Here is a 20,723-nt window from a genome sequence, read left to right as displayed (position 1 = left end):
CGAATTGACGTCGAGCCCCCGGCTCGGCTAGGGTTTCTCCTTATCTTCCGAGACTTGCATTTCAGGGAAGGGGCGCGGGTGGAAAGCAAGCCGAAAGTCTTGTTTTCGCTGGACCCCGAGGATTGGCACGGCCATGCGTCGGAAGCGCTCTGGGCCGAGCCGGTCGAGGGAAGCGAGTGGACGCGGTTCCGGCTGCTGAACTCCCCTTATTTCGCGACCGGAGTGTCGTTCCGCGACATTGTGATCGCCGTCCCCAGGGCGGATGGCCGCCTTTTCGATTTCAAGGGCTTGGCGAGGAGCGGCGGCCATTCGACCTATATGCTGCTGATCGACGGCGAGGAGGTTCTGGCCGGCTCCGACTGGCGGCTGCTCAAGGCGATGGGCTGCTCTTACGAGAGCATGCATATGGACCTCAACGTCGGGCGCAAGCTGCTGCTGAGCGTCGATATTCCAGACAATGTCGATATCGCTGCCGCGCATGCGATCATCGCGGCGGGCGAGTCCAAAGGCTTCTGGCTCTATCAGATCGGCTCCACCACTTTCGAGGACGAGACGCGGCTGCTCTCCTGAGCGGCGACGGTCGAGCGGCGAAAGCGCGAGGCCACGTTTTCATGCTGCTTCGCCTTCCTTTATTTCCGCGCGGGGCCGGCGTATATGACGCGGCGAAGCCCCGCGGGGCAGGAAAGCGGAATTTCAAGGGCCGGGACGATGGCGGGACATAGTCAGTTCAAGAACATCATGCATAAGAAGGGCAAGCAGGACGCGATCCGCTCCAAGCTCTTCTCCAAGCTCGCCCGCGAAATTACCGTCGCCGCCAAAATGGGCCTGCCCGATCCCAATATGAACGCCCGCCTGCGCGCCGCCGTGCTCGCGGCCCGCGCCGAGAACATGCCCAAGGACAATATCGAGCGCGCCATCAAAAAGGCCTCGGGCGCCGACGCCGAGAATTATGACGAGGTGCGCTACGAGGGCTATGCGCCGGGCGGCGTCGCCGTCATCATCGAGGCGCTGACCGACAATCGCAATCGCACCGCCGGCGAGATTCGCTCCTATTTCACCAAGGCGGGCGGCGCGCTGGCGGAGACAGGCGCCGTCTCCTTCATGTTCGATCGCGTCGGCCTCATCGAGTTTCCGCGCAAGGCGGCCTCTGAGGACGCGATCATGGAAGCGGCGATCGAGGCGGGCGCCGAAGACGTCTCCTCCGGCGAGGAGACGCATGAGATCATCACCTCGCTCGAGGGCCTGCGCGACGTCGCCAAGGCGCTGGAAGCCAAGTTCGGCGAGCCGAAAAAGGCCGCGCTGGTCTGGCGGCCGCAGAATTCCGTCGCTGTCGACGATGAGGCGGGCGAGAAAATTCTCAAGCTGATCGGCGCCCTCGAGGACAATGACGACGTGCAGAATGTCTACGCCAATTTCGAGGTGTCGGACGCTCTGGTCGCCAAGCTCTCGGGCTGAGAGGCGAGGGGGCCGACGGCCCCGCTCGCATTTGCGCTTTTCCTGGAGAGGCGGTCAGTCCGCCTCTTCCAAATGCTCGATCGGCAGCCCGTTCACCTGCGCGATGAGCACGGGCGAGGCCTTGAAGGTCAACACCTTGCGCGAGCAGATCGGCGCCTCCACGCCGGTCTTGGGATTGCGGCCGATACGTTCGCGCTTGGCGCGAACGTTGAAGCTGCCGAATGAGCGCAGCTTGACCGATTCCCCTCGCACCAGGGCTTCGCTGATCTCCTCGAATGTGGCGTCGAGGATTTGGCGAGCTTCGGCGCGCGACAGCGTTGGACAACAGCTGTACACGGCCTCGCGCAGGGACGCCCGCGTCAAAGTGCGCCCTGGCTCGATTTTCTTCGTCATGCTACGGATACGGGCGCAAGCCTGCCCGCTTCGCGGCTTTTGGTTCGCGAGGCCATTATTTTTTGCTCCCCCCTCTGCCGGCGCCTTTTTTTGCGGCGCGCCGATCCTGTTTTGCGGATTGTCGGCAGTCTAAACAATAATGTAGCCACACTTTGCCGAATCGCGCAAGAGCGCCTGGGATTTCCCCTGAAGGCTCCGCTGGTTAGATCGTAAACGCAGCGCCGCCGCCCGCTCAGCCGGGCAGGCTCACCCTATGGCTCGCGACGGGAATCATGGCGCGGACCTTACGGATGCGATCGCGGTCGATTCGCGTCGAGACGAGGCCGACGCCCTCCGAAGCGCGGGCGACGACATGGCCCCACGGGTCGGCGATCAGCGAATTGCCATAGCTCGCGCGGGTTTCATGCCCGGCCTTATGCGCGCCGGTCTGATTCGGGGCGCAGAAATAGGCCTGAATCTCGATCGCCCGGGCGCGGGCCAGCACCTCCCAATGATCCTTGCCGGTGACGAGGGTGAAGGCGGAGGGCAGGGCGACGATATCCGCGCCCTTGTCGGCCAGCGCCTGGAAAAGATAGGGAAAGCGCAGATCGTAGCAAATGGCGCAGCCTATGGTGAGGCCCTCGCAATCATAGGTGACGACGGCATCGCCGGGCTTGAAGGCGGCGCTCTCGCGATATTGCGCGCCGTCCGGCGCTGTGATGTCGAACATGTGAATCTTGCGGTAGCGCGCCACTTCCTTGCCGCTGCGGTCGAAGGCGACCGTGGTGTTGTGGAGGCGCTCCTCGCCGCGGACCTTCTCGAGAATGGAGCCGGCGTGGATGAAGACGCCATATTCGCGGGCGAGGGCGCTGCAGAGCGAATAGGCGGGGCCGCCGGGCAGCTCCTCGGCGGCGGCGGCCTTGTCGGCGCGATTGCCGCCGATGAAGTCGAAAACCTCCGGCAGACAGATCCAGTCCGGCCGCTCCTCGCGAACGGCCTGGTCGATGAGCGCCCGGGCGGCGGCGAGATTGGCGGCCTTGTCGCTGACCGAGTTCATCTGGACCAGGGTGACTTTCATCGCTTCACGTCTCACGGGCTGGAAGGGGCGGCGCCGCCGCCATGGGAGGCGGTATTCTAGACCGGCGCGGCGATCGCGAAACGCGGAAATTTTCGCGTCCCTTCCTGCATTTCTGCATTGCATTGGCGCGGCGATGCTTCTAGTTTCCGCCCCGCCGACGTGCCGCCATAGCTCAGTTGGTTAGAGCACCAGATTGTGGATCTGGGGGTCCCCCGTTCAAGTCGGGGTGGCGGTACCATTATTTCAACAAGTTAGCTGAATGCTTCCCCGGGGCAACGACCGCTGGGGCAGCAGTGGGGCAACGGAGCGGGAAAAAGGATCCGTCGGGCACGGATTCGGCGCCCCGATTCTCGTCGGCATGATTCGGGGTGGCTCGGCAGCTAGGCCGTCATCCTGCGTTCGATATCGGACGCGAATTCCACCTCTCGCTCGATTCCGATGGCCATGAAGCCCTCGAGCTCGGCGGCCGCGAGGGTCGTCCCGCTGCCGGCGAAAGGCTCCAGGATCAGGCCGCCCGGCGGCGTGACGAGACGCGTCAGCCAGCGCATGAGAGCCATGGGCTTGATCGTCGGATGTTTCGACCCGGCTCGCTCGGATCTCGGGGCTTTTGAGCAGTAAAAATATCTGGCTGCGGACTCTCCTTTCGGAGAGGGGAATATCGACAGGGCCTCGTCGCTGCCGTCATGGACGACGTTCGCCGGCCAACGGCTGGAGGCCTGCTCGCCTGTCCTCATGCCACCATGCAGGCCGTCGCCGTAAATCCCACTCGACGAAAGATTTTTCTCGTTTCGAAAAATCGGTACGGTGTCTTTGCCGTGGACTCGGCACAAATCGACATTCAGGCCGCCGAGGCCGGTGGATTCCATATTGTCGCGCATGGATCCCTCGAAGGGTTTCCGCGCAAGACAGATCGGCTCCCATGCCGGCTTCAGCGTCTTTTTGGTCTTCGGGGCACCCGACCCGTAAAGCCACCCGATCTGGTCGCGAATTTCGAAGCCCGCGTCTTCAATGGCGCACGCCATCCGATGATATGTCCGCGCGGCGGAAAAGGCGGCGAGGTGTCCGCCGGGCTTCATGACGCGCAGGCATTCGCGCCAGAATGCAGGATCGAATGCGATGTTGTCGGGGTGGTCCCACCGCCGCCCCATGAATCCGATGCCATACGGCGGGTCGGTCACGATCGAATCGACCGAGCATGCGTCGAGGCGCGCGACGACATCGCGGCTGTCGCCGATATGAAGGACGATTTTCCCTGACGCGAACTCTCGGACCATCTTTCATCGATGAATCCGATACGTGCATCCTCAAAGCGTCCTCCGGGATAGCCCCCGGCTGCTGTCCTGAATTTTGACGATTTTCAGGACAGTAAAATTTTAGGGTCCAGCCGCGGAAATGCCTGGCAAATCCGGAGTATATGATTGCGCCTAAGACAAAGGTGCAACCCATGCAAAAGGACATTTGGACCCAACGCGTTCTCGCCTTCTTGAATACCCCGCCGGCGCCCACCGCCAAGCCCGACGACGGCGACCAGCCGTGGGCCGACCAGTTTCGTGACGACCTCATCATCCCCGACCCCGCCCGGCACGACTATCTCGATCTCATCATCGGCGCCGCCGTCCTCGACGCCTCGGGCATCGACGACCGCATTCTTGACGGCACCCACATTCTCATCACGCAGGACGATTCAAAGGTCGGCGGCTGCGTAAGGAGCATGCTCGCCGCTTTGTTTAAGGGGCGGGTCACCGTGAGCCCGAGCGCGGGACGCGACATCGGGCTCATCCTCGACGACGCCGACGACAAGACGTTCACAGGGCTTTGGCAAACCTGCCCGACCGTCATCGGCATCGGACGCGTGAGCAAGCTGCCGTCGTCCCTGGTCGAGATGTCCGACTCGATGCGAATCCTCCTGGATCTCGACGAGCCTGCGACTTTCGGTCGGATCTTTCGGGCCGTGACGCGCTCGAATCACTTTCTGTCGCTCGATGACGTCTATGTCGACGCGACCGTCGAGTGGACGCAATCCGTGCTGCGTCATGGAATCTCCGTCGACGAGGCGCTGGACCGCATTCGCCGGCGGATCAAGGCTGCGCAGAAGCGCGGCACGCAGAAGATCAATGACGACATGGACGACCTCGAGCAGATGATCGCGGAATCCGCGGCTCCGATCGGGGACGCGGCGGCCGACGTCGTTCGAAGGCTCTCGGCGATGACGGGGTTCGGAGCCGCAAAGGAGTGGGGTCTTCAGCTCGCTGCGGATCTGCGGGACTACAAGGACGGACGGATCGGATGGCATGACGTCGACAAGGGCGTCCTTCTCTCAGGACCTCCCGGCTGCGGGAAGACGACGTTCGCGCGCGCTCTCGCGATGGAGTGCGGTCTGGATCTCGTCGTGTCCACATATTCGGACTGGCACGGGAACTCCGTTGGCGGCGATTCCGTTTGCAAGGAGTTGAAGAAGCAGTTCACGGCATGGAAAAAGAAGGCGGCGAGCGGGCCGTTTATCCTTTTCCTGGACGAGCTGGATTCAATCGGCACTCGCGGCCAAAACGCCCACAACGATTCCTGGTTCGGCCCGATCGTGAATGCCTGGCTGGCGTTTCTCGACGGCGCAAACGGCCGCGACGGTATCATCGTCATCGCGGCGACCAATTACCCCGACAAGATCGATCCCGCGCTGCGCCGTCCCGGTCGTCTGGACCGGCATGTCATCATTCCCGCGCCCGGCGTCGCCGAGTTGCCGGGAATCATCCGCCATCACCTCGGTCTCAACGACGCCCGTGCGGCCCGCGCGTGCCGAGGAATGACGCCCGCCGAAATCCAAATGGCCTGCCGCGATGCTCGCAGAATCGCTCGGCGCGCTCGTCGGCGCGTGACTGCGGACGATCTTGTCGCGGCGGTGAGGGGGTCGATCAAGCCGCATGGCGTCGATCCGTGGCGGGCGGCGCTGCACGAGTCGGGACATGCGTTGGTCGCGCATTTGTACAAAGTGTCGATCGATTATCTCGATATCGATCGCGGATATGTCCACGTCGGCAAATCCAATATGTTTTTTGAGCGCGACTTCCATCACAACATCGGCACCCTGCTGGCCGGGCGCGCCGCCGAGCATGTCGTCCTCGGCGAGCCGTCCACGCTCTGTGTCGCGGACATCGAGGCGGCGACCGCGACTGCGAGGACGCTTCACACGCGTGGCGGCCTCGGTGCGTCGGGATTGATGCATGTCGACGAAGAGCATTTCGAGAATCGAATCGCCACGGAGGCGGCCGTCAAAAAGACGCTCGACACCGTCTATACGGCGACGTTCGACCTCGTCCGAAAGCATCATTCGGCGTTGCTGCGGCTCGCAAAGGCGGCGGACAAGGAGCGGTTTCTGACGGGTGAGGAGATTGCGGCGTTGATCGCGGCGACCGAGGATGTTCCGGAGATCGCCGACGCCGCTACAATGGAGGTCCGCTGATGCAGAGGATCTTCGGAAACTCAATCGACAACGTCGCCAGAAGCTGGCGCGCCGGTGCAATCACGTCGGACGCCGCGATGGAGCGGGTCTATCGACTGCTGCCGCTCGGTGACCGCGAGGAATATCTGTATTCACTCGCCGGCACCGACCGAGCCGCCCAAGCCGTCGCCGAGCGGAGAATTCTCGCTCGGCAGGCACTCGAAATCGTGGAGGGAAAGTGTCTGTGAAAATCCTTGTTCTATCCGACCTCCACATCGAGCACGGATACCAATGGTCCATGCCGGAGAACCTCCCGCCGCACGATGTCGTCGTCCTGGCCGGCGATATCCATTCTCCACCGAATTCCGCTGTGGAGTGGGCGAAGATGGAGTTCTTCCCGGCGGCGGTCGTCTACGTCGCTGGCAACCACGAGTTCTACGGCGGCTCGATCCAGGCGCGAGTCTTCGCCGGCGCCGAGGCGGCGAAGGGCACGAATGTCCATCTACTGGACCGAGGTCGCGTCGTCATCAACGGCGTGCGATTCCTCGGGGCGACGCTTTGGACGAACTACGATCTGTTCGGACGGCGCGACGAGGCGATGGCGGAGGCCGGCAGATGGCTCAACGATCATCGCTTGATCAATGGGTTCACGCCGACGCTAGCGCACGAACTGCACGTCATCGACCTGTGCTTTTTAGAGGCGCGGCTGAAGGAGCGATTCGACGGTCCGACGGTCGTTGTGACGCACCATGCGCCGCATCCAGACTCGGTGGCTCCGCAGTTCACGAATGATCCTTTGACGCCGGCGTTCGCTAGCGATCTCACATGGCTGATCGAGAAATATCGACCGGCGCTTTGGATTCACGGCCACATGCATTCGTCGTTCGACTATCGTGTTGGCGAGACGCGTGTGATCTGCAATCCGAAAGGCTACGGGCCTCACTCATTTCGAGGACTGCCTGAAAACACGGAGTTCGGCATGCTTGTCGTGGAGGTAGACGCATGACGATCGAGCACGACGACATCGAGCAGATTCTCGGGCCATTCCGCGCGGAGAAGGGAATGCCGAACGGCGTTCTCCCACTTCGTATGCTCCCCGAATCCGTCTTCTCGCATTCGAGCGATCACCCCGTCTGCGAATGGATCGGAGACAACGGGCGCGATGTCCTGCTCGAATATTCGCGCCGATCCCAAATCGATGCCAACGACGCAAAGGAATGGGTGAATGCCCAGCCGAACGCGCACGACATCATGACGCCGACCGCGTTTCTGGTGTTCCCTCATCTCGTCCCGGTCCTGGCGCCGGGATTCAAATGGTCGCTGATCGAACACCAGATCTGCGGGACGTGGTGCCGGCAGCAAACGTTCGCCGGATTGCGGCTGACGATGCGGGAGCCGGCGGCGGAGGTCGCAAAATTCATCGCTCGGAACTGGTGGGGCACGGGGATCGGGTGGCGGACGCCGACGCTGGACCAGCTCGACCTATATCGCTCTCAACTGCGACGGATCGGGCTCGATGCGAACACGTCTTATGCATGGCTGTCGGAGGGGTTCTATCCCGTCGATTTCAGTCAGCGCGCGCTGGATTGCATCGCATCGGACGCGCCGGAATTCGATGAACTTCTGGTCAATCGGATGACGCGCAGCGCTGAAGAACTCGCGATCATCGCCATCGTGGCGCCGAATAGCGACTGATTGGAGCCTATTACATGCCGGTCTGAAATATGGAAAAACGCTTACGGCCATGGAAAAACGATTATTTTGGGGGTCCAAAATGGTAAAACGATTACGGAAGGCGTCGATGGAGAAAATTCTATGCATGCTGGTCATCGCTTCTACACCGGCATTCGCTGCCAAATCGATTGTCGGACGCTGGGGATCTGATGGGGAGGCCTGCGGATTCGCGGCGACGAACATCGGACGGATGGAGATTTCGTCGCCGGAGTTGAGATGCCATTTCACGTCGGTTTCCCGATCCGGTGAGACGGTGACGTGGCGCGGTTCGTGCGACCGGGCTTTTGGTTCACGAGTCGCTGACGCCACCGTGACGGCTCGGAGCTACAACGACGGCGATTATGAGCGGATTGGTTTGCGGATCAATGGAGGTGTCGAGAGGGATTATGTGCGGTGTCGGTGAATTCAGGACCGATACGAATCCGTGTGCTCATAGACGGCCTCATGCCCACATGCTGAGCATCTGTATGTCGATTCCCAATATTCCGTCGTAGTGTATTCGTTTTCGTAATACCTGTCCGCCCCCTCCATTCGCAAAATCCTCCTACTGGTTCTGCGCTTGTTTTTGAGGACGTCCGAGACCTGCTCGAAGACGCCGGATTCCCCGCATGCAGGACACTTTTTATTGACGTCGCGCTGATACCATTCGTAAATGGAGTTGATTATCGAGCATGCGATTGCAAGAACGACAATTCCGCCGACCGCATACCAGAATATCGTTTCACCGATTCCCATTTCCCGCCACCGACATAATGGAGTCAGTTGATTTTAGTGGGAGACGGGCGGAATCGCAATACGGCATAAATCAAGACACTTCGTGCGATATCCTTTCATACACCGACACCAGGATTACGGCCTTGGAAAAAACGATTAAATGAGGGGTCGCTGCGCTGGCCGTCGTGTCCACTCCAACGGAGGCCGCGAAATCCATCGTCGGCAAATGGGGTTCCGACGGGGAAGCCTGCGAATTCGCGGCGATGTCCATCGGGCGGATGGAGATCTCTTCACCGGAATTGAAATGCCGGTTCAATTCGGTGAGTCGCTCCGGCGAGACGGTGACATGGAAAGGCATATGCGACCGGGCGTTCGGGGCGAGTCTCTCGAACGCAACTGTGACGGCTCGCAGCTACAACGACGGAGACCGCGACTGGATATCGCTGCGCGTGAACGGCGGCGCCGAGCACGATTTCCTGCGGTGTCCGTGATGCCTCGGGGTCGATCTCGTCCAAAAAGGCGCTTCGACCCCATTTTTCGACGGCCCTCGAAAAAATATTTTCAAAAAGTTTTCCAGCCGTCTCGCGACGTCATCATTTTCGATGCCTCGCAAACATGTCCAGGATAGCCTCCATGTGTCGATGACGACGCGACAGTGATTTTTCGACTCTCGATGCGTAGTTGCATCTGAAGGCGCGAAAGAGTCTGTTTTACGCGGGTGTCCGAAAGCGACGCTGCGCTTAACACATTGATATCTCCATTGAATACCTATTGCGGCATGCGGGAGGCGGCGCCATCTTCGGGTGGTGCATGCCCCACGTGCATCGAAACGGAATTCTAGAATCCGTCGCGCAGGCGCAAGTCGCGCACGGTTCAGAGCGCCGAGAGGAGTGGGGCCTCTCGGCGCTCGTTTTGTTTCGAGTTCCTGATGGACGTCAGCATCGACAAATTCGACTCCGACTATGCCGCCATGCGCGGCGTTCGAAGCGAGCTGAGGCGTCGAAAGCGCAAGATCACCACGGCGGAAGTCTCCGAGCTCGCGAAGGCGTCGATCGAGCGTCATCAGTCGAGAATGGATCTCGTAAAGCAGCGTCTCGAAACCGGCTTCGTATGGCCGGGCGGGATGGTCGGCGCCTATTTCATCGAACCGTTTCATGAGGTCGGACTGGCGTCGGAGGAAGAGCACGTCCTCAGGCGTTTCATCGCGGCGACCCCCCGCGTCTACCACGGTCGGACGCATGAACGCTTCGGCGACGAGACCAACGAACTCATCGAAAAGCGCATCGCGAATTCTTTGCATGCCGGCTATGAAAAGGGATTCCTGCCGCTGGCAGACAGCAAATTGCTGGCTCTCGACATGCCGGTCATCGAACTGACGCGGCTGATGAGACACGGCTGGCGGGTCGATCTCGACATGGATTTCCCGTCGATGGCCTACCTGCGCTACGAGCTTCAGAAGGTCGTCGATCGAGGCGATCTGCCGTGTCTGCCGCACATACCGGTCGGTCATGTCGAGCATGACGGAACCCTGCGGCGTCCGCATCTTTGGTGGCTTTTACCGTACGGCTCGCAGGTCTGGTACGACCCCGACGACGAGCGCTGCAACAAGCGCATCATGGCGCTGTTCGACGGCGTAGTGCGCGGATGCACCGCGGCGCTGCTGCACCTCGGCGCGGACATCAGCGCGATCGCAAATGAAGGAAAGGGCAAGAGCCCGCTCAGTTCACACTGGACCAGGGAAATCTGGAACGGGACGGCGTTTCCCGATCTGACGGAATGGGCCGAGTGCGTCGACACCGGACGTCGGTATGGGGATCTCGCCAGGGACGCTGCGGCGCTGGGTTCGGGATTGGACAAAAACGACTCTAACGCGGCCTTCTGTGCGGCGCAGCGCATCGCCTTCGACTCCCTGAGAATGATGCACCACGCCTGCGATCCGGAATATCTCGACGCGATCGGCGACACGGAAGCGCTGGCGGACATCCTCGAGGCGAAATGCACCGCCGAAATCGGACATATGTTTCAAAAGAAGTCCGAGCAAAAGCGTCTCATGAAAATGATCCGTCGCGTGGCGCTCTATGCCGCCGGGCGATGGGATCCCGATCGCTGCTCCGCGAACGGGCGCGACAGGGGAGCGTGCCGGGATCGCGTCAAGGGATTGAAGACGGTCGCGGAACGTCAGGCTGTCGGAGCCCAATATTCCGCAGAATGCAGAGCGGCGACCGCCCGCAACGCCGTTCTTGCCGCGATCTCGAGACTTCGAGAAGCCGGGAAGGAAGTCTCGGCTGCATCCATCGCTCGCGAGGCCAGAGTCAGCAAGCCGACCGCTTATAAATACATGAACGAGAGGTCGACTCCCCAACAAACAAAAGACGATTGCGCCTCTCGCGATAAACGAAGGTCTATAGATCCCCGGAATGGAGAAGGAATTCGCAGGGGGAAGATGGAAGACGAAACGAAGATCGAACATCAGAGCATCGAAAGAGTCGTCGCATCCGACATCGTCATTCCGTCCCTGCCGGCTTGGGACGATAACTCGAATGAGGATGGTGTGGATATTCCGTCGTGGTGGATGGAAGACGACTGCGTTGATGAATTGGAGATTCAGGCCGTGAATGACACTGCGGATTTCGCACATCGCAAGTCCGATTTGGGACGTCAATTGGCGCGTCTGCGGGGCGGATTGGTGAAGACGTCAATCACGGCTGGAATCTCGGTCGAGAACGACGGTGAAAAGACCGTGGAAAGCGTGGCTATTTCGAAGACCGTCGGTGGGGAATCTCTCGGCGAGGTCGATGCGAATGTCTCAAAGATCATCGACGTGAAAGGGAATCCGCGACGGTTCGGAAGAAGGATTGACCGGTCGTCGTCCCCTGCAAAGTCGATTCCGTCATCGACGACATCCATCGTTCCGGAGACGATCATTGGTGTGGATGACGGCGAGAATGGAGACGGGATAATTCCTGCATCGATCGATATTTCTTCGTCCGAGGAATCCGCTTCGAATTGCTCCGTCATTCACAAGAGTCGTCCTTCACGTTTTGGAAGATTCGGCCAATCGTCTTCACGAATTGAACCGTCGATTCCGCCTTCAACGATTTCCATCGCCACATCTGTCGAAACATCCTCGGAGACGGCAATTCGTGATGATGAAATTGGGATTGTCCATGTGACGGCACAGGACTCGAAGGACGTTCCTGCGATCGAGAATCCAAATTCAAATTCATCGGACGGCACGAATGATCGTCTTCCAAAAACGGCTTCGAAGATTCCGACGGCAAATTGTCCAGATCCGGAAGGCGACGCGCGCGCACTGAAGTTTCTGGCGTGGTGGGGAGGCACTGCGTCTCCTGCGGAAATGGCCGAAATGGACGCGGCTATGGGCGTAAAGCGGAATCAATATGAAAAGCCGCAGAAGCGGCGCCGTCGATGACGGCCTTGTCTTCGTATCGGGATTTTATTCGCTATACGAAATAAACGCCCGATATTTCGTATAGTGAATAATCCTAGGATTCGATGCGTTTCAGAAAGATCTTTCGCACCATTGATTTTTACCGAGCTTGGATTCACCCATTGATTTGAAGGTCGGCGAACACGCTGCCGACGACAAGCACGGGGAATTCAATAATGTCTCTCGAAAGAAAGATGCGGCGTGCCGCCGCTCGTTCTCCGGTCAAAGGTCGTCGTCCGAGCAAGGATGCCATCGAGTATCAGGAGAAGCTGCTGGCCTTCCTGCTTGCGGATCGTGGCAGGCTTGTGGACAAGGAAGGCGGCGGAAAAACACTCCAGGAAAATGAACTCCTTCGCCGGGTCTTTGAAATGGAGTTGCAGCGTCTTGAGGAGATGAAGCTGGCGCAGGACAGAGGAAAGTCCTGATGTCCCTGTCCGCGCTGGAAGCCATCGAGTGGGCCGCCGTGATCGAGCAGTCTGGCGGCCTTCGAGGAGATCGGCGCGATGACGTTCTCGCCGGCGATCTCGTTTCGAGGATCAACGAAACGTCGAAGGCGGATCCGGCTCAAAGGCAGTTCCTTGTTCGCGGAATGCTGTCGTTGAATCCTGGCGCGGCGGCCGCGATGGAGCGGATCGTGGAGCGGTTGTCCAAGGAATCGTTGTGATAACGTCTTCCCCTTTCGGAGATTTATGCGAAAGGCCTAGGCGGCCTTCCGAGATTTTCGGCGTGGGGCTTTCGCCTCTTCCGAAGGCCGCGTTCCGGCCTGAAGAATGTTGATGGCCGCATTCACGTCGGCATGAGCCTCGTGTCCGCATTCGACGCATCGGAACGATGCTTGGCTTTCGCGATTGCGAGCGTCGATATGGCCACAGTTGGAGCATTTCCGCGAAGTGTTGCGCGGATCGACCTTCACCAGCACGCCGCCGGAAGCGGCGAGCTTGTAGGTGAGGAATTCCTCGAATTGACCCCAACCCTGCTCGAGGATGGAGCGGTTCAGTCCCGCCTTTTGCGCGACGTTCTTTCCCGGTTCTTCGACCGTGCCCTTCGCGGACGCCGTCATGTTCGCGATGTTCAGATCCTCGATGCAGACCGTGCCGAAGTTCCGCACGATGCGCGTCGTCCGGACATGGTTGAAATGCTCGCGGACGCGAGCCCCCTTGGCGGCGACGGCGGCGACCCGCTTGCGGGTCTTGCCGTAGCGCTGCGATCCGCGCTTGCGCCGGGACAGATCGCGCTGGTGCTTCCTGCGACGCCGGTCGAGGACGGCGAGCCGCTCCTTGCCGATCGAATCCATTTCGCCGGTCGACATGGCGATGGAATTGGCGACTCCTCTATCGATGCCGACTGCGGGCGCGATATTCGCCGGAGCTTCATGCTCGATCTCGCGGGCGAAGGAGACGTGCCATCCGAGCGAGTCGAGAGAGACGGTGACGTTCTTCAGCTTCCCGACCATTGGTCGTGTGTCGCGGAAGCGCACCCATCCGATCTTCGGAAGCTTCACCCGGCTCCAATTGCGATTGAGCTTCTCGACTTCGACATTGCGTCCTTGGAAGCGGAAACCGTCGTTCTTGCCCTTCCGGCGCGGGGTCGGATAGCCGGAAACGCCGTCGAAGAACCGCTGGAACGCATTGTCGAGGTCGCGCAGCGCCTGCTGCTCGCAGGCTTGGGAGACTTCCCTGATCCAGTCGAACTCGGCGCGAAGCGCGGTCAGTTCCGCAGCCTGTCCGACGTAGGAAACGTGCCTTCCTTCCGTCCGAAGATGCTGCCGCCAGAATACTTCGCGTTGATGGAGCGCGGCATTGTAGACGGCGCGGCAGACGCCCGCGAACTTCCGGAACATGAGTTCCTGTTCGTCGGTCGGGTCGAGCCGGTATCGGAAGCCGCGCTTGATCATGATTCGACAGGTGAATTATGCGCGTGAAAATTCAAAGCGATTTTTTTACCGCCGCTATCGCTCCCCGGCCTGAAGGCTTCTTGACGGCAAATCACTTTGAATTCATCGCTCGATTCAATGGTCGTCGAAGGAGTCGGCATGACGTTCCCGATCGGGAAGCTTTCATCCGAGATCGCTCGTTTGCCGGAAAATGTTCCCGATCGGGAACGCAAGCGTCAAAAGCCAAAGAGGAACGACACTCCAATGTCGCAGCCACGTAAAATGAAGCGAATTCCGATCTCCGCCGCGAAGCGCATCGCCGACGACTACGGCTACGACCAAGTGATCATCTACGCCCGGCGCGTCGGCGACGATCCGGCGCCGCACGGCGAGCATGTGACGACATATGGAGTCGATCGGGCGCATTGCGACGTGGCGTCCAGGATCGGGGATCACCTGATCGACAAGGTTTTCCAGTGGCCGCGCGAAGAGCAGCCGCCGACGAAATCGCCTTCGAAATCGGGCTGGTATCCAGTGCTTTTCGAGGGACGGAAGGAGAAGGGCAAAGTCCGCCCGCGCAAGGGTTGGAGTCTTTTCTACAGCGTCGATAACGGCGGATGGTGCGACGTCTTCATGTGGGAAGCCGATGGCTGGACGCTGGCGGCGTGGCTCGATGAACCGCACGACAATACCGATGCCGGGAACGACGAGGCAATCGTGCGCGCCGGGAAATTCTGGGATGTCGAAACGGAGTGAGGGGCGATGAGCAAGATTCCATTCGAGACGAAGAAGGACATCACCACGACCAAGACGCGCCGGGAAGCCGTGTTCCGCGTCTCGGTGCAGGACATCGAGGCGATCATCGAACGTCAATTGCGGAAGCAGCTCGGCCTCGAAGACAACGCCGAAATCGAGATCGCGCGGGTTTTTAGCGACCATAATTCCGACCCGTTCGATCGATCGTCCGATTTTCAAGCCTTCAACGGCTTCCAGGCTACCGTCGTTCATGAGGTCGACGCGGCTCCGGTCGATGGCGACGACGATGAAGACGAGGCGCCGCGCGGCCCCGTCTCGCTGGAGGCCTGCCGGCCGGGGCTGTTCCTCTTCGGCGGCAATCTGTGTTTCCGCACCGAATATTGGAAGGAAGTGACGGAAAACGGCGAGGTCGTCGGATCGACACCTATCGCCTATTGCGTCGCCAGCGGCGAATATTTCTGCGGCGGTGCGAAGGACTGGCAGGAGCGGAATGTGTTGATCGTCCAGCCGCTCGACTTCAACGAAGTCGTCGATCTGCTTTGGTCGGATGTGATCTGAAGGAGTCCGGCAATGGACAGGCTGGCGGAATTTCACATGCATGTCGACGAGACGCCGATCGAGGCCGAGCGTCTGCTCGAGGAACTCGAGATTGCGGCGGAAGCGAGTTTTGACCGGCGTTTCGTCGCGGTTCCGTGCCTGCAAGCGATCCACGTCATCAAAACGCTCCTCGATCGCGAATCCAGCGTCGATCTTCGCGAGAAGATGGCTGCGCTGCGCGAAGGAATTTCGGATCTGCACGACGATGTGCTGAAAGCCATGAAGGCGCAGATCGAGTGCCTTCAATTGGAGCTCGAAAGCTATCGGCGGGAAGAACGCCGAAAATCCAAGACATCGGCATCGAAGGAGACCGACTATGCTCAGACCCAGTGAAATCATCGCGCTGACGCGGCTGTTTCCGTCATCGGAATTCCATGTGCCGTTGCATCGGATCTCGATTCCATCCGCAGTGTTCGTCATTGATATGGAAAATATCTTTCGCGACGCCAGCCTGTCGCCGGCGCAGCGGGACACCAAGGCGAGGGAGCTCGCGAAGAGCCATCCCGGCGTGGCGGATTTCGTCCAGGATGTCGGCGTCGCCCTGGCGGACATGGCGGCGCGGGCGGGGACGGCCTGACTTCCGTTTTCCGCACCGTCGGAAACGAAGCAGAAACTGGACCGCGTTGACGATCGGCTTGCGCGGGGCTAAGGAGGCGCGCTGTTTTCACCAAATCCCTTGAAAGACCACGAATTGTTCGGAATTCCCCGCGATAGTGATATTTCGAAGACCGAAGCCGCCCGCCACGCCCTGCGGAAGGCGCCGAGACCTGAGATCGAGGAACTCGTCCGGATCGCGATGCGGTGGCACATGGCGGCGTCCAGACTGATCTACATCGAATCGGAATGTTCGTTGGTCGTCCATCGCGCAACGGACGCCTGCATCGCGGCCGCAGGAGCTGGACGGACACCCGAGGAGATCGTGGCGATCATTGAGGACGCGTTCGCAGCCGAAGTCGACCGGCGCATAAAAGGCCTGAAGAACGAGATAAAATGAACGTCATCAAATGGATCGACGACATCGTGTTCTCGGTCGTCGTCGCGGTCAGTTACAGCCTTGCGGTCGTTCCGATGGCGATCTGGCCGAACTACGTCAGTTCGCTGTTGCTGGCTCCGGAAGCGCCTCGCGATCGCGGATATCGGGTCGAGCCGACGCCTGCCGACCGTCTGTGGAGCGCGTTGATCCTCCTGCCGGCGGGATTCGCTTTCGTCGCAGTGGCCGTCGTTGGCATGGGATCGGACGAGGCGGCTCCCCGATATTTGATGATCAGGAAATTGGCGTTCGGAAGAATGGCCGAGACCATCCGAGGCGGACGGACATAATCACTGGAACAGCTTCAGGACGATGTCGCCGTCCCTGTTGGCGATAGATAGCGACTGGACGCCTAGCTGCTGCTGCGTCTGCAATGCCTGCAATCGCGTGGATTCCGCGTTCAGGTCGGCGTCCACCAGCGAGCCGATGCCCTGGTCCATGGCGTCGCCGAGGGTCCGCATGAAGCCGCGCTGGGAGTCGATGGTCGTCTTTGTCGAGCCGAGCGTGGAGGCGTAGTCGGTAAGGCGGGAAATAACCGCATCGGCTACATCGAGGCTTTTCCCTTCAATGACAGGGTTGAGCAAGACGGTTCCAAGTCCGGAGCCACCAGACGAATCCGGAAATATCTCCGCGAAATTGGCATAGTAGTTTACGTTTATGACATTATTGGCCAGATCATAGGAGTATGTATCGTAATATGTAGGGCTATTTGGAAATATCGACTCGTTTGGCTCGAATCCATAGGTTGGAATCCACCCGAGATTCGAAGAACTACCAGAATCGAATATATCCGATTTGTTGCTTGAGGATAGCAGTCCAGCTTGATATGCATTGTTTACAGTGATGTTACTTGCGTTTAAGGATGCAATTGCCGTTTTATTTTCTACTAACGCCGCAGGCGTGAAGCCCAGTGATCGCAGTTCCGATCCCGACCCATTCCCATCGACGTATCCGGACGCGAAGCTGATCGAGGACTGCGATCCGTCGAGTAGGTTTATTCCGTTGAACGAAGCGGACGCAATAATCGATCGCAGTTGCGCGCTCAGGCCGACAAGGCTCGTGGCAATCTTCGCCTTGTCGGCTCCCGGCTGTGCCGCTTGTGCGATGGCGCTCTTGATCTGGTTCATCACCGAGATCGTGCTTTCGACGCCCGCCATCGCGACGCCGACAATCTGCGAACTCACCCCGAGCGAATCCGCGATCGTCGACACCACGCCTCGATCGGATTTCATCGTTTCCGCGACGGCCCATGTCGAAGGGTTGTCGGCGGCGGTGGAAACCTTGAGGCCGGTAGCGACGCGGTGCTGTGTGTCCGCCAGGGCGGACTGCGTCGAGCGCAGGTTCTGGAGCGCGGTGATCGCGGATGAATTCGTGAGAACGCTGGACATGAAATCGACTTCGTTATGGAAACCCGTGTCGTTTCAATTATCAGCGGCGCGGAAATGATGTGTTAATACGACCGCAGCGTGTGGAATCGAGAGGCGGATTGGGAAACGAATGGTTAATGCGGATGCGGTTCCGCCATCGAAAAGCCGTCGCCGAATCCCTGTCGGAACCCGGCGACGGCCATGATTCACGGCATGACGCACTCGCAGATCGACTCCGGCAGGCGCGACGGCGGCACGATGCCCCACGACATCCTGCGCCCTGCGATGCCGATGCTCTCCGCGTATTCGAGCGGAAGCGGACGCCGGCGTCTTGCGATTTCGGCGTCGCCCTCTTCGAACTGCCACTCGACGACGGAGCCGAAGCCGACGGCGCGGGCGGCTCCGATCTGATCGATGTCGCCAAGGAGATCCCGCAGCGCGTCACGGTCGCCGACGACGTGCCACTCGACGGCTCGGCAGATCGTACGCGTGTCGGCGAGGCGAGCCGCTTTGTAGGGGCCGGCCTTGGTCAGCACCTTGCCGACGCCCGAGACGAGATAGCCCTCATACTGGTCGTCGAAGCGGCGGTGGTAGTTTCGCTTCTGGCGTCCGACGGAATCGACGGGCGTCGGCGTCGAACACGAATACCACCAGCGTCCGTTGAACTTGGCCTTCTCGATCGGCAGGTCGTCCACCGGGACCATTTCGGAATCGCGGTGGACATAGAACTCGTCGCCGTGCTTTCGAAGCTGCGAGGCGTAGGCCACGATGCCGTCGATGGTCGGCGTCCAGGGGTTGCTGGTGATGTAGCCGTTGACCAGGACGGCTCGGATGAGAGTCGGTTTCATGCGGCGATCCTTTCGAGTTTCGCCGGCGAAAGAGCCGGCTCCATGATTTCCGGCAGCCACCACATGCCGCATCCGTAGACCTTGGCGCCGCCCGGTCCGCCCTGGAGGACGACCTGCTCGAACGCGACGGGATCCTCGACCACGACGCGCCCATAGGCGTCCACGATCGGCATTTCGAGATGCTCGTTCTGCCGGCGCACATGCAGGGTCCGCATGTGTTCGTGGCGCACGAATCCGACGCTTCCACCGTAGGAGCCGGCGAAATGCGAGATGCGATCACGCAGATCGAGCATCGAGTTGATCTCGACGAGGTGACGGGCTTTCTTCTTTCCGACGTGCTTGTCGCGCGTATAAGTGATGGCGAACTCGTAGGACCGCCCCGCCTCGAGCGAGATCGTCGCATGCGGGACGATCGGCATCTCCGACGAGACGAACACGATCGAACGTCCGCCGTCGGCGACGCGCCAGACGAAGGGACGCTTGCTTCCCTCCGGCCTTGGCGGCAGGCAGGCGTAGAGCGCGCAATGGATCGAGGAGATCGGCCCGCGCGGCGTGTTGATTTTCGCGATGTAGACGCTCACGCCGCGCCCTCCAGAAGAGCCAGGACGCCGCCGTTCGGCGCGATGGCGGTTTCCTTCAGCGCGCCGACATGGCTTCCGTAGGCCGCCAGGGCCTCCGAGGCCTCCGGAGAAAGCATGCAGGCGCCGTCGGCGACGGTCACGAAATGCTCGACGACGGCGCCGGTCGTGCGGTCGGTCAGCGCGTAGTCCAGGTCCACCAGCCCGTAGCCTCTCGCGGACTGCCCGCCGATGTGCGGCGCGTCGGAGAAGAGCTTCAGGGCGGCGACGAGACAGCCGAGCTCCTCCTCGGTCGCCGTCTCGATCGAGATCCAGGTGTGGAGTCTGACGCCCGGCGAGAGGAGCTCCATGCGGATCCTCATCTGGTCGGTCGCCGGCGCGTCGTCGTCGGCCTTGGCTTTCTTCCCCTTCTTCGGCGTCTCCTCGATCGCGGCCGCCGGCAAGAGATAGCCGTTGATGGTCTCGATCTTTTTGTCGTCGCGGCGCGAATGCTCCTTGCTTTGCGTGCAGTCCGCGTATTCGACGAGGGCGGCGTCGGCGCGCAAGGACGCCGGAAGGATGCCCGACGCTTCACGGCAGAGCGGATAGCAGTTGCCGATGCGGGCCTTGCCGGCGAGAAGCTGATTGCCGACGCCGCCGCCGAGCAGCGCGATCGACGGCAGCGCGGAACGCAGGCGACGCGCCTGCCCGATGTCCGTCGTCTGCGTGCCGCCGATGCGTCCGCCGGAGAACAGCAGCGAGAACGTGTCCAGGCCGACGCGCGCCGGGCCGTTGTCGTCGCCGAGGCGGTCGAGGAGATCGCGGGCCATCAGGTCGCGAAGCTGGCCGCGCCAGGCGTTTCCGCTGTAGACGAAGACGTCGGCGACGCTGCCGTCATTCTGGATGACGCGCTCCTGGACGAGATAGGACGAGTTCGAGACGGTCTCGCTGATGTGCGAAAGCGGCGACTTCAGGCTGAAAAGGCCGTCGAGACGATACGATTTGTTACCCATTACACAGACTCCTTCACGTTGATCGCGTCGTTGCTGTTCGACTCGACGGGCTTTTCCCGCTCGAGACGGTCACGAACGAGAAGGACGACGCAGGCCGTCTCGTCGTATGCCTTCCGCACCACTGCCGCGCCGTCGTGGCGTTCGAGGAGATGCGAGAGGAATTCGGTTCCGCGCCGCTCGCAGGCGGCGTCGAAGGGATCCGCCGACAGCCAGCGCGGCGAGATCGATCCGCAGCACAGGCGCGGCTTCAGAGCTTCCACGAAAGCCGGAAGCGTGCGCGATCTCTTCGCCGCGTCCTTCACGAAGCGCTCGATCCGGTCCCACATGTCCGTGGAGACGGCGAAGCGACGGCGGTCGCGGGATTTGTAGGCAGCGTAGAGGACGAGCGCGGCTGCGGCGAGCCGGTCGTCGTGGGTGTCGAAATTGTAGAGCAAGAGAGACT

General features: G+C 60.6%; 26 protein-coding genes and 1 tRNA gene. 18 read left to right on the top strand and 9 right to left on the bottom strand.

What is annotated here, in order from left to right; all coding sequences use genetic code 11:
• Nucleotides 1-78: 78 nt before the first annotated feature.
• A complete protein-coding gene (locus K369_RS24815) occupies nucleotides 79-570 on the top strand; it encodes a DUF4265 domain-containing protein (protein ID WP_051949317.1) in 492 nt (163 codons plus the stop codon).
• A 138-nt stretch (nucleotides 571-708) separates the two neighbouring features.
• Nucleotides 709-1,455, top strand: coding sequence for a YebC/PmpR family DNA-binding transcriptional regulator (locus K369_RS14605; RefSeq protein WP_036292186.1), 747 nt, complete (start codon nucleotides 709-711; stop codon nucleotides 1,453-1,455).
• Between the two features lie 54 nt (nucleotides 1,456-1,509).
• On the opposite strand, the gene K369_RS14600 is transcribed toward K369_RS14605, so the two are convergent.
• Entirely contained in the window at nucleotides 1,510-1,848 is a 339-nt protein-coding gene (locus K369_RS14600; RefSeq protein ID WP_018266370.1) for an integration host factor subunit alpha, read from the bottom strand.
• Nucleotides 1,849-2,080: 232 nt separating this feature from the next.
• A complete protein-coding gene (locus tag K369_RS14595) occupies nucleotides 2,081-2,905 on the bottom strand; it encodes a carbon-nitrogen hydrolase family protein (protein ID WP_036292182.1) in 825 nt (274 codons plus the stop codon).
• 161 nt (nucleotides 2,906-3,066) lie between these two features.
• Between K369_RS14595 and K369_RS14590 the strand changes: the two genes are divergently transcribed.
• Nucleotides 3,067-3,143 (top strand) — tRNA-His (locus tag K369_RS14590).
• Nucleotides 3,144-3,285: 142 nt separating this feature from the next.
• On the opposite strand, the gene K369_RS14585 is transcribed toward K369_RS14590, so the two are convergent.
• Nucleotides 3,286-4,179, bottom strand: coding sequence for a site-specific DNA-methyltransferase (locus tag K369_RS14585; RefSeq protein ID WP_036292180.1), 894 nt, complete (start codon nucleotides 4,177-4,179; stop codon nucleotides 3,286-3,288).
• Between the two features lie 170 nt (nucleotides 4,180-4,349).
• Between K369_RS14585 and K369_RS24810 the strand changes: the two genes are divergently transcribed.
• The 9 genes from K369_RS24810 (at nucleotide 4,350) to K369_RS14545 (ending at nucleotide 12,904) form a co-directional block, all read left to right on the top strand.
• The gene (locus K369_RS24810) at nucleotides 4,350-6,362 is read left to right on the top strand and encodes an AAA family ATPase (protein WP_051949316.1); all 2,013 of its coding nucleotides are present in this window, start codon (nucleotides 4,350-4,352) and stop codon (nucleotides 6,360-6,362) included.
• The gene (locus K369_RS14575; protein WP_036292179.1) at nucleotides 6,362-6,589 is read left to right on the top strand and encodes a hypothetical protein; all 228 of its coding nucleotides are present in this window, start codon (nucleotides 6,362-6,364) and stop codon (nucleotides 6,587-6,589) included. Before K369_RS24810 ends, K369_RS14575 begins: the two co-directional genes overlap by 1 nt.
• Nucleotides 6,580-7,347, top strand: coding sequence for a metallophosphoesterase (locus K369_RS14570; RefSeq protein WP_371033315.1), 768 nt, complete (start codon nucleotides 6,580-6,582; stop codon nucleotides 7,345-7,347). The genes K369_RS14575 and K369_RS14570 overlap by 10 nt, the downstream gene beginning before the upstream one ends.
• Nucleotides 7,344-8,036, top strand: coding sequence for a hypothetical protein (locus tag K369_RS14565; RefSeq protein ID WP_036292175.1), 693 nt, complete (start codon nucleotides 7,344-7,346; stop codon nucleotides 8,034-8,036). Before K369_RS14570 ends, K369_RS14565 begins: the two co-directional genes overlap by 4 nt.
• A gap of 49 nt (nucleotides 8,037-8,085) precedes the next feature.
• Nucleotides 8,086-8,478 (top strand): hypothetical protein, encoded by a 393-nt coding sequence (locus tag K369_RS26570; RefSeq protein ID WP_210165054.1) that lies wholly within the window; start codon nucleotides 8,086-8,088, stop codon nucleotides 8,476-8,478.
• A 496-nt stretch (nucleotides 8,479-8,974) separates the two neighbouring features.
• Nucleotides 8,975-9,280, top strand: a complete 306-nt coding sequence (locus tag K369_RS14560) for a hypothetical protein (protein ID WP_036292173.1) — start codon at nucleotides 8,975-8,977, stop codon at nucleotides 9,278-9,280.
• 437 nt (nucleotides 9,281-9,717) lie between these two features.
• Nucleotides 9,718-12,222, top strand: a complete 2,505-nt coding sequence (locus tag K369_RS24805) for a hypothetical protein (RefSeq protein WP_051949315.1) — start codon at nucleotides 9,718-9,720, stop codon at nucleotides 12,220-12,222.
• Between the two features lie 194 nt (nucleotides 12,223-12,416).
• On the top strand, nucleotides 12,417-12,665 hold the full coding sequence (locus tag K369_RS14550; protein ID WP_156967934.1) for a hypothetical protein: 249 nt from the start codon (nucleotides 12,417-12,419) through the stop codon (nucleotides 12,663-12,665).
• Nucleotides 12,665-12,904, top strand: coding sequence for a hypothetical protein (locus tag K369_RS14545; protein WP_036292170.1), 240 nt, complete (start codon nucleotides 12,665-12,667; stop codon nucleotides 12,902-12,904). Before K369_RS14550 ends, K369_RS14545 begins: the two co-directional genes overlap by 1 nt.
• Before the next feature lie 36 nt (nucleotides 12,905-12,940).
• On the opposite strand, the gene K369_RS14540 is transcribed toward K369_RS14545, so the two are convergent.
• On the bottom strand, nucleotides 12,941-14,134 hold the full coding sequence (locus K369_RS14540) for an RNA-guided endonuclease TnpB family protein (RefSeq protein WP_051949314.1): 1,194 nt from the start codon (nucleotides 14,132-14,134) through the stop codon (nucleotides 12,941-12,943).
• 138 nt (nucleotides 14,135-14,272) lie between these two features.
• Here K369_RS14540 and K369_RS27210 point away from each other — a divergent pair, with 138 nt between their 5' ends.
• From K369_RS27210 to K369_RS14510, 6 genes are all read left to right on the top strand, one after another.
• Nucleotides 14,273-14,869, top strand: coding sequence for a hypothetical protein (locus K369_RS27210; RefSeq protein WP_198033131.1), 597 nt, complete (start codon nucleotides 14,273-14,275; stop codon nucleotides 14,867-14,869).
• A gap of 6 nt (nucleotides 14,870-14,875) precedes the next feature.
• Entirely contained in the window at nucleotides 14,876-15,427 is a 552-nt protein-coding gene (locus tag K369_RS24800; RefSeq protein WP_051949313.1) for a hypothetical protein, read from the top strand.
• Between the two features lie 12 nt (nucleotides 15,428-15,439).
• Nucleotides 15,440-15,799, top strand: coding sequence for a hypothetical protein (locus K369_RS14525; protein WP_036292165.1), 360 nt, complete (start codon nucleotides 15,440-15,442; stop codon nucleotides 15,797-15,799).
• Nucleotides 15,783-16,043, top strand: a complete 261-nt coding sequence (locus K369_RS14520; protein ID WP_036292163.1) for a hypothetical protein — start codon at nucleotides 15,783-15,785, stop codon at nucleotides 16,041-16,043. Before K369_RS14525 ends, K369_RS14520 begins: the two co-directional genes overlap by 17 nt.
• Nucleotides 16,044-16,157: 114 nt before the next feature.
• Nucleotides 16,158-16,460, top strand: coding sequence for a hypothetical protein (locus K369_RS14515; RefSeq protein ID WP_156967933.1), 303 nt, complete (start codon nucleotides 16,158-16,160; stop codon nucleotides 16,458-16,460).
• Nucleotides 16,457-16,786 (top strand): hypothetical protein, encoded by a 330-nt coding sequence (locus K369_RS14510; RefSeq protein WP_036292160.1) that lies wholly within the window; start codon nucleotides 16,457-16,459, stop codon nucleotides 16,784-16,786. The genes K369_RS14515 and K369_RS14510 overlap by 4 nt, the downstream gene beginning before the upstream one ends.
• Here the strand turns inward: K369_RS14510 and K369_RS27750 are convergent, their stop codons facing one another.
• From K369_RS27750 to K369_RS14485, 5 genes are all read right to left on the bottom strand, one after another.
• Nucleotides 16,787-17,884, bottom strand: a complete 1,098-nt coding sequence (locus K369_RS27750; RefSeq protein ID WP_051949312.1) for a flagellin — start codon at nucleotides 17,882-17,884, stop codon at nucleotides 16,787-16,789.
• A 185-nt stretch (nucleotides 17,885-18,069) separates the two neighbouring features.
• A complete protein-coding gene (locus tag K369_RS14500) occupies nucleotides 18,070-18,711 on the bottom strand; it encodes a hypothetical protein (RefSeq protein WP_036292157.1) in 642 nt (213 codons plus the stop codon).
• Nucleotides 18,708-19,292 (bottom strand): type I-E CRISPR-associated protein Cas6/Cse3/CasE, encoded by a 585-nt coding sequence (locus K369_RS27205; RefSeq protein ID WP_036292155.1) that lies wholly within the window; start codon nucleotides 19,290-19,292, stop codon nucleotides 18,708-18,710. The genes K369_RS14500 and K369_RS27205 overlap by 4 nt, the downstream gene beginning before the upstream one ends.
• A complete protein-coding gene (locus K369_RS27200) occupies nucleotides 19,289-20,281 on the bottom strand; it encodes a hypothetical protein (RefSeq protein WP_036292153.1) in 993 nt (330 codons plus the stop codon). The genes K369_RS27205 and K369_RS27200 overlap by 4 nt, the downstream gene beginning before the upstream one ends.
• Nucleotides 20,281-20,715 (bottom strand): hypothetical protein, encoded by a 435-nt coding sequence (locus K369_RS14485; protein ID WP_036292151.1) that lies wholly within the window; start codon nucleotides 20,713-20,715, stop codon nucleotides 20,281-20,283. Before K369_RS14485 ends, K369_RS27200 begins: the two co-directional genes overlap by 1 nt.
• Nucleotides 20,716-20,723 lie beyond the last annotated feature (8 nt).

The sequence above is a fragment of the Methylosinus sp. PW1 genome (genome assembly GCF_000745215.1).
Lineage (GTDB): Bacteria > Pseudomonadota > Alphaproteobacteria > Rhizobiales > Beijerinckiaceae > Methylosinus.
The sequence above is the reverse complement of the archived record's forward strand: the minus strand, read 5'-3'. Positions and strand labels throughout refer to the sequence as shown.

Excerpts from the sequence above, each read along its gene's own strand:
- K369_RS14545 (WP_036292170.1), top strand. The coding sequence starts at position 12,665 with ATGTCCCTGTCCGCGCTGGAAGCCATCGAGTGGGCCGCCGTGATCGAG.
- K369_RS14540 (WP_051949314.1), bottom strand. The coding sequence starts at position 14,134 with ATGATCAAGCGCGGCTTCCGATACCGGCTCGACCCGACCGACGAACAG.
- K369_RS14500 (WP_036292157.1), bottom strand. The coding sequence starts at position 18,711 with ATGAAACCGACTCTCATCCGAGCCGTCCTGGTCAACGGCTACATCACC.
- K369_RS14575 (WP_036292179.1), top strand. The coding sequence starts at position 6,362 with ATGCAGAGGATCTTCGGAAACTCAATCGACAACGTCGCCAGAAGCTGG.
- K369_RS14550 (WP_156967934.1), top strand. The coding sequence starts at position 12,417 with ATGTCTCTCGAAAGAAAGATGCGGCGTGCCGCCGCTCGTTCTCCGGTC.
- K369_RS14520 (WP_036292163.1), top strand. The coding sequence starts at position 15,783 with ATGCTCAGACCCAGTGAAATCATCGCGCTGACGCGGCTGTTTCCGTCA.
- K369_RS24810 (WP_051949316.1), top strand. The coding sequence starts at position 4,350 with ATGCAAAAGGACATTTGGACCCAACGCGTTCTCGCCTTCTTGAATACC.
- K369_RS14585 (WP_036292180.1), bottom strand. The coding sequence starts at position 4,179 with ATGGTCCGAGAGTTCGCGTCAGGGAAAATCGTCCTTCATATCGGCGAC.
- K369_RS27210 (WP_198033131.1), top strand. The coding sequence starts at position 14,273 with ATGACGTTCCCGATCGGGAAGCTTTCATCCGAGATCGCTCGTTTGCCG.
- K369_RS14600 (WP_018266370.1), bottom strand. The coding sequence starts at position 1,848 with ATGACGAAGAAAATCGAGCCAGGGCGCACTTTGACGCGGGCGTCCCTG.
- K369_RS24800 (WP_051949313.1), top strand. The coding sequence starts at position 14,876 with ATGAGCAAGATTCCATTCGAGACGAAGAAGGACATCACCACGACCAAG.
- K369_RS14595 (WP_036292182.1), bottom strand. The coding sequence starts at position 2,905 with ATGAAAGTCACCCTGGTCCAGATGAACTCGGTCAGCGACAAGGCCGCC.
- K369_RS14525 (WP_036292165.1), top strand. The coding sequence starts at position 15,440 with ATGGACAGGCTGGCGGAATTTCACATGCATGTCGACGAGACGCCGATC.
- K369_RS14565 (WP_036292175.1), top strand. The coding sequence starts at position 7,344 with ATGACGATCGAGCACGACGACATCGAGCAGATTCTCGGGCCATTCCGC.
- K369_RS24805 (WP_051949315.1), top strand. The coding sequence starts at position 9,718 with ATGGACGTCAGCATCGACAAATTCGACTCCGACTATGCCGCCATGCGC.
- K369_RS27750 (WP_051949312.1), bottom strand. The coding sequence starts at position 17,884 with ATGTCCAGCGTTCTCACGAATTCATCCGCGATCACCGCGCTCCAGAAC.
- K369_RS26570 (WP_210165054.1), top strand. The coding sequence starts at position 8,086 with ATGGAAAAACGATTATTTTGGGGGTCCAAAATGGTAAAACGATTACGG.
- K369_RS14510 (WP_036292160.1), top strand. The coding sequence starts at position 16,457 with ATGAACGTCATCAAATGGATCGACGACATCGTGTTCTCGGTCGTCGTC.
- K369_RS14605 (WP_036292186.1), top strand. The coding sequence starts at position 709 with ATGGCGGGACATAGTCAGTTCAAGAACATCATGCATAAGAAGGGCAAG.
- K369_RS27200 (WP_036292153.1), bottom strand. The coding sequence starts at position 20,281 with ATGGGTAACAAATCGTATCGTCTCGACGGCCTTTTCAGCCTGAAGTCG.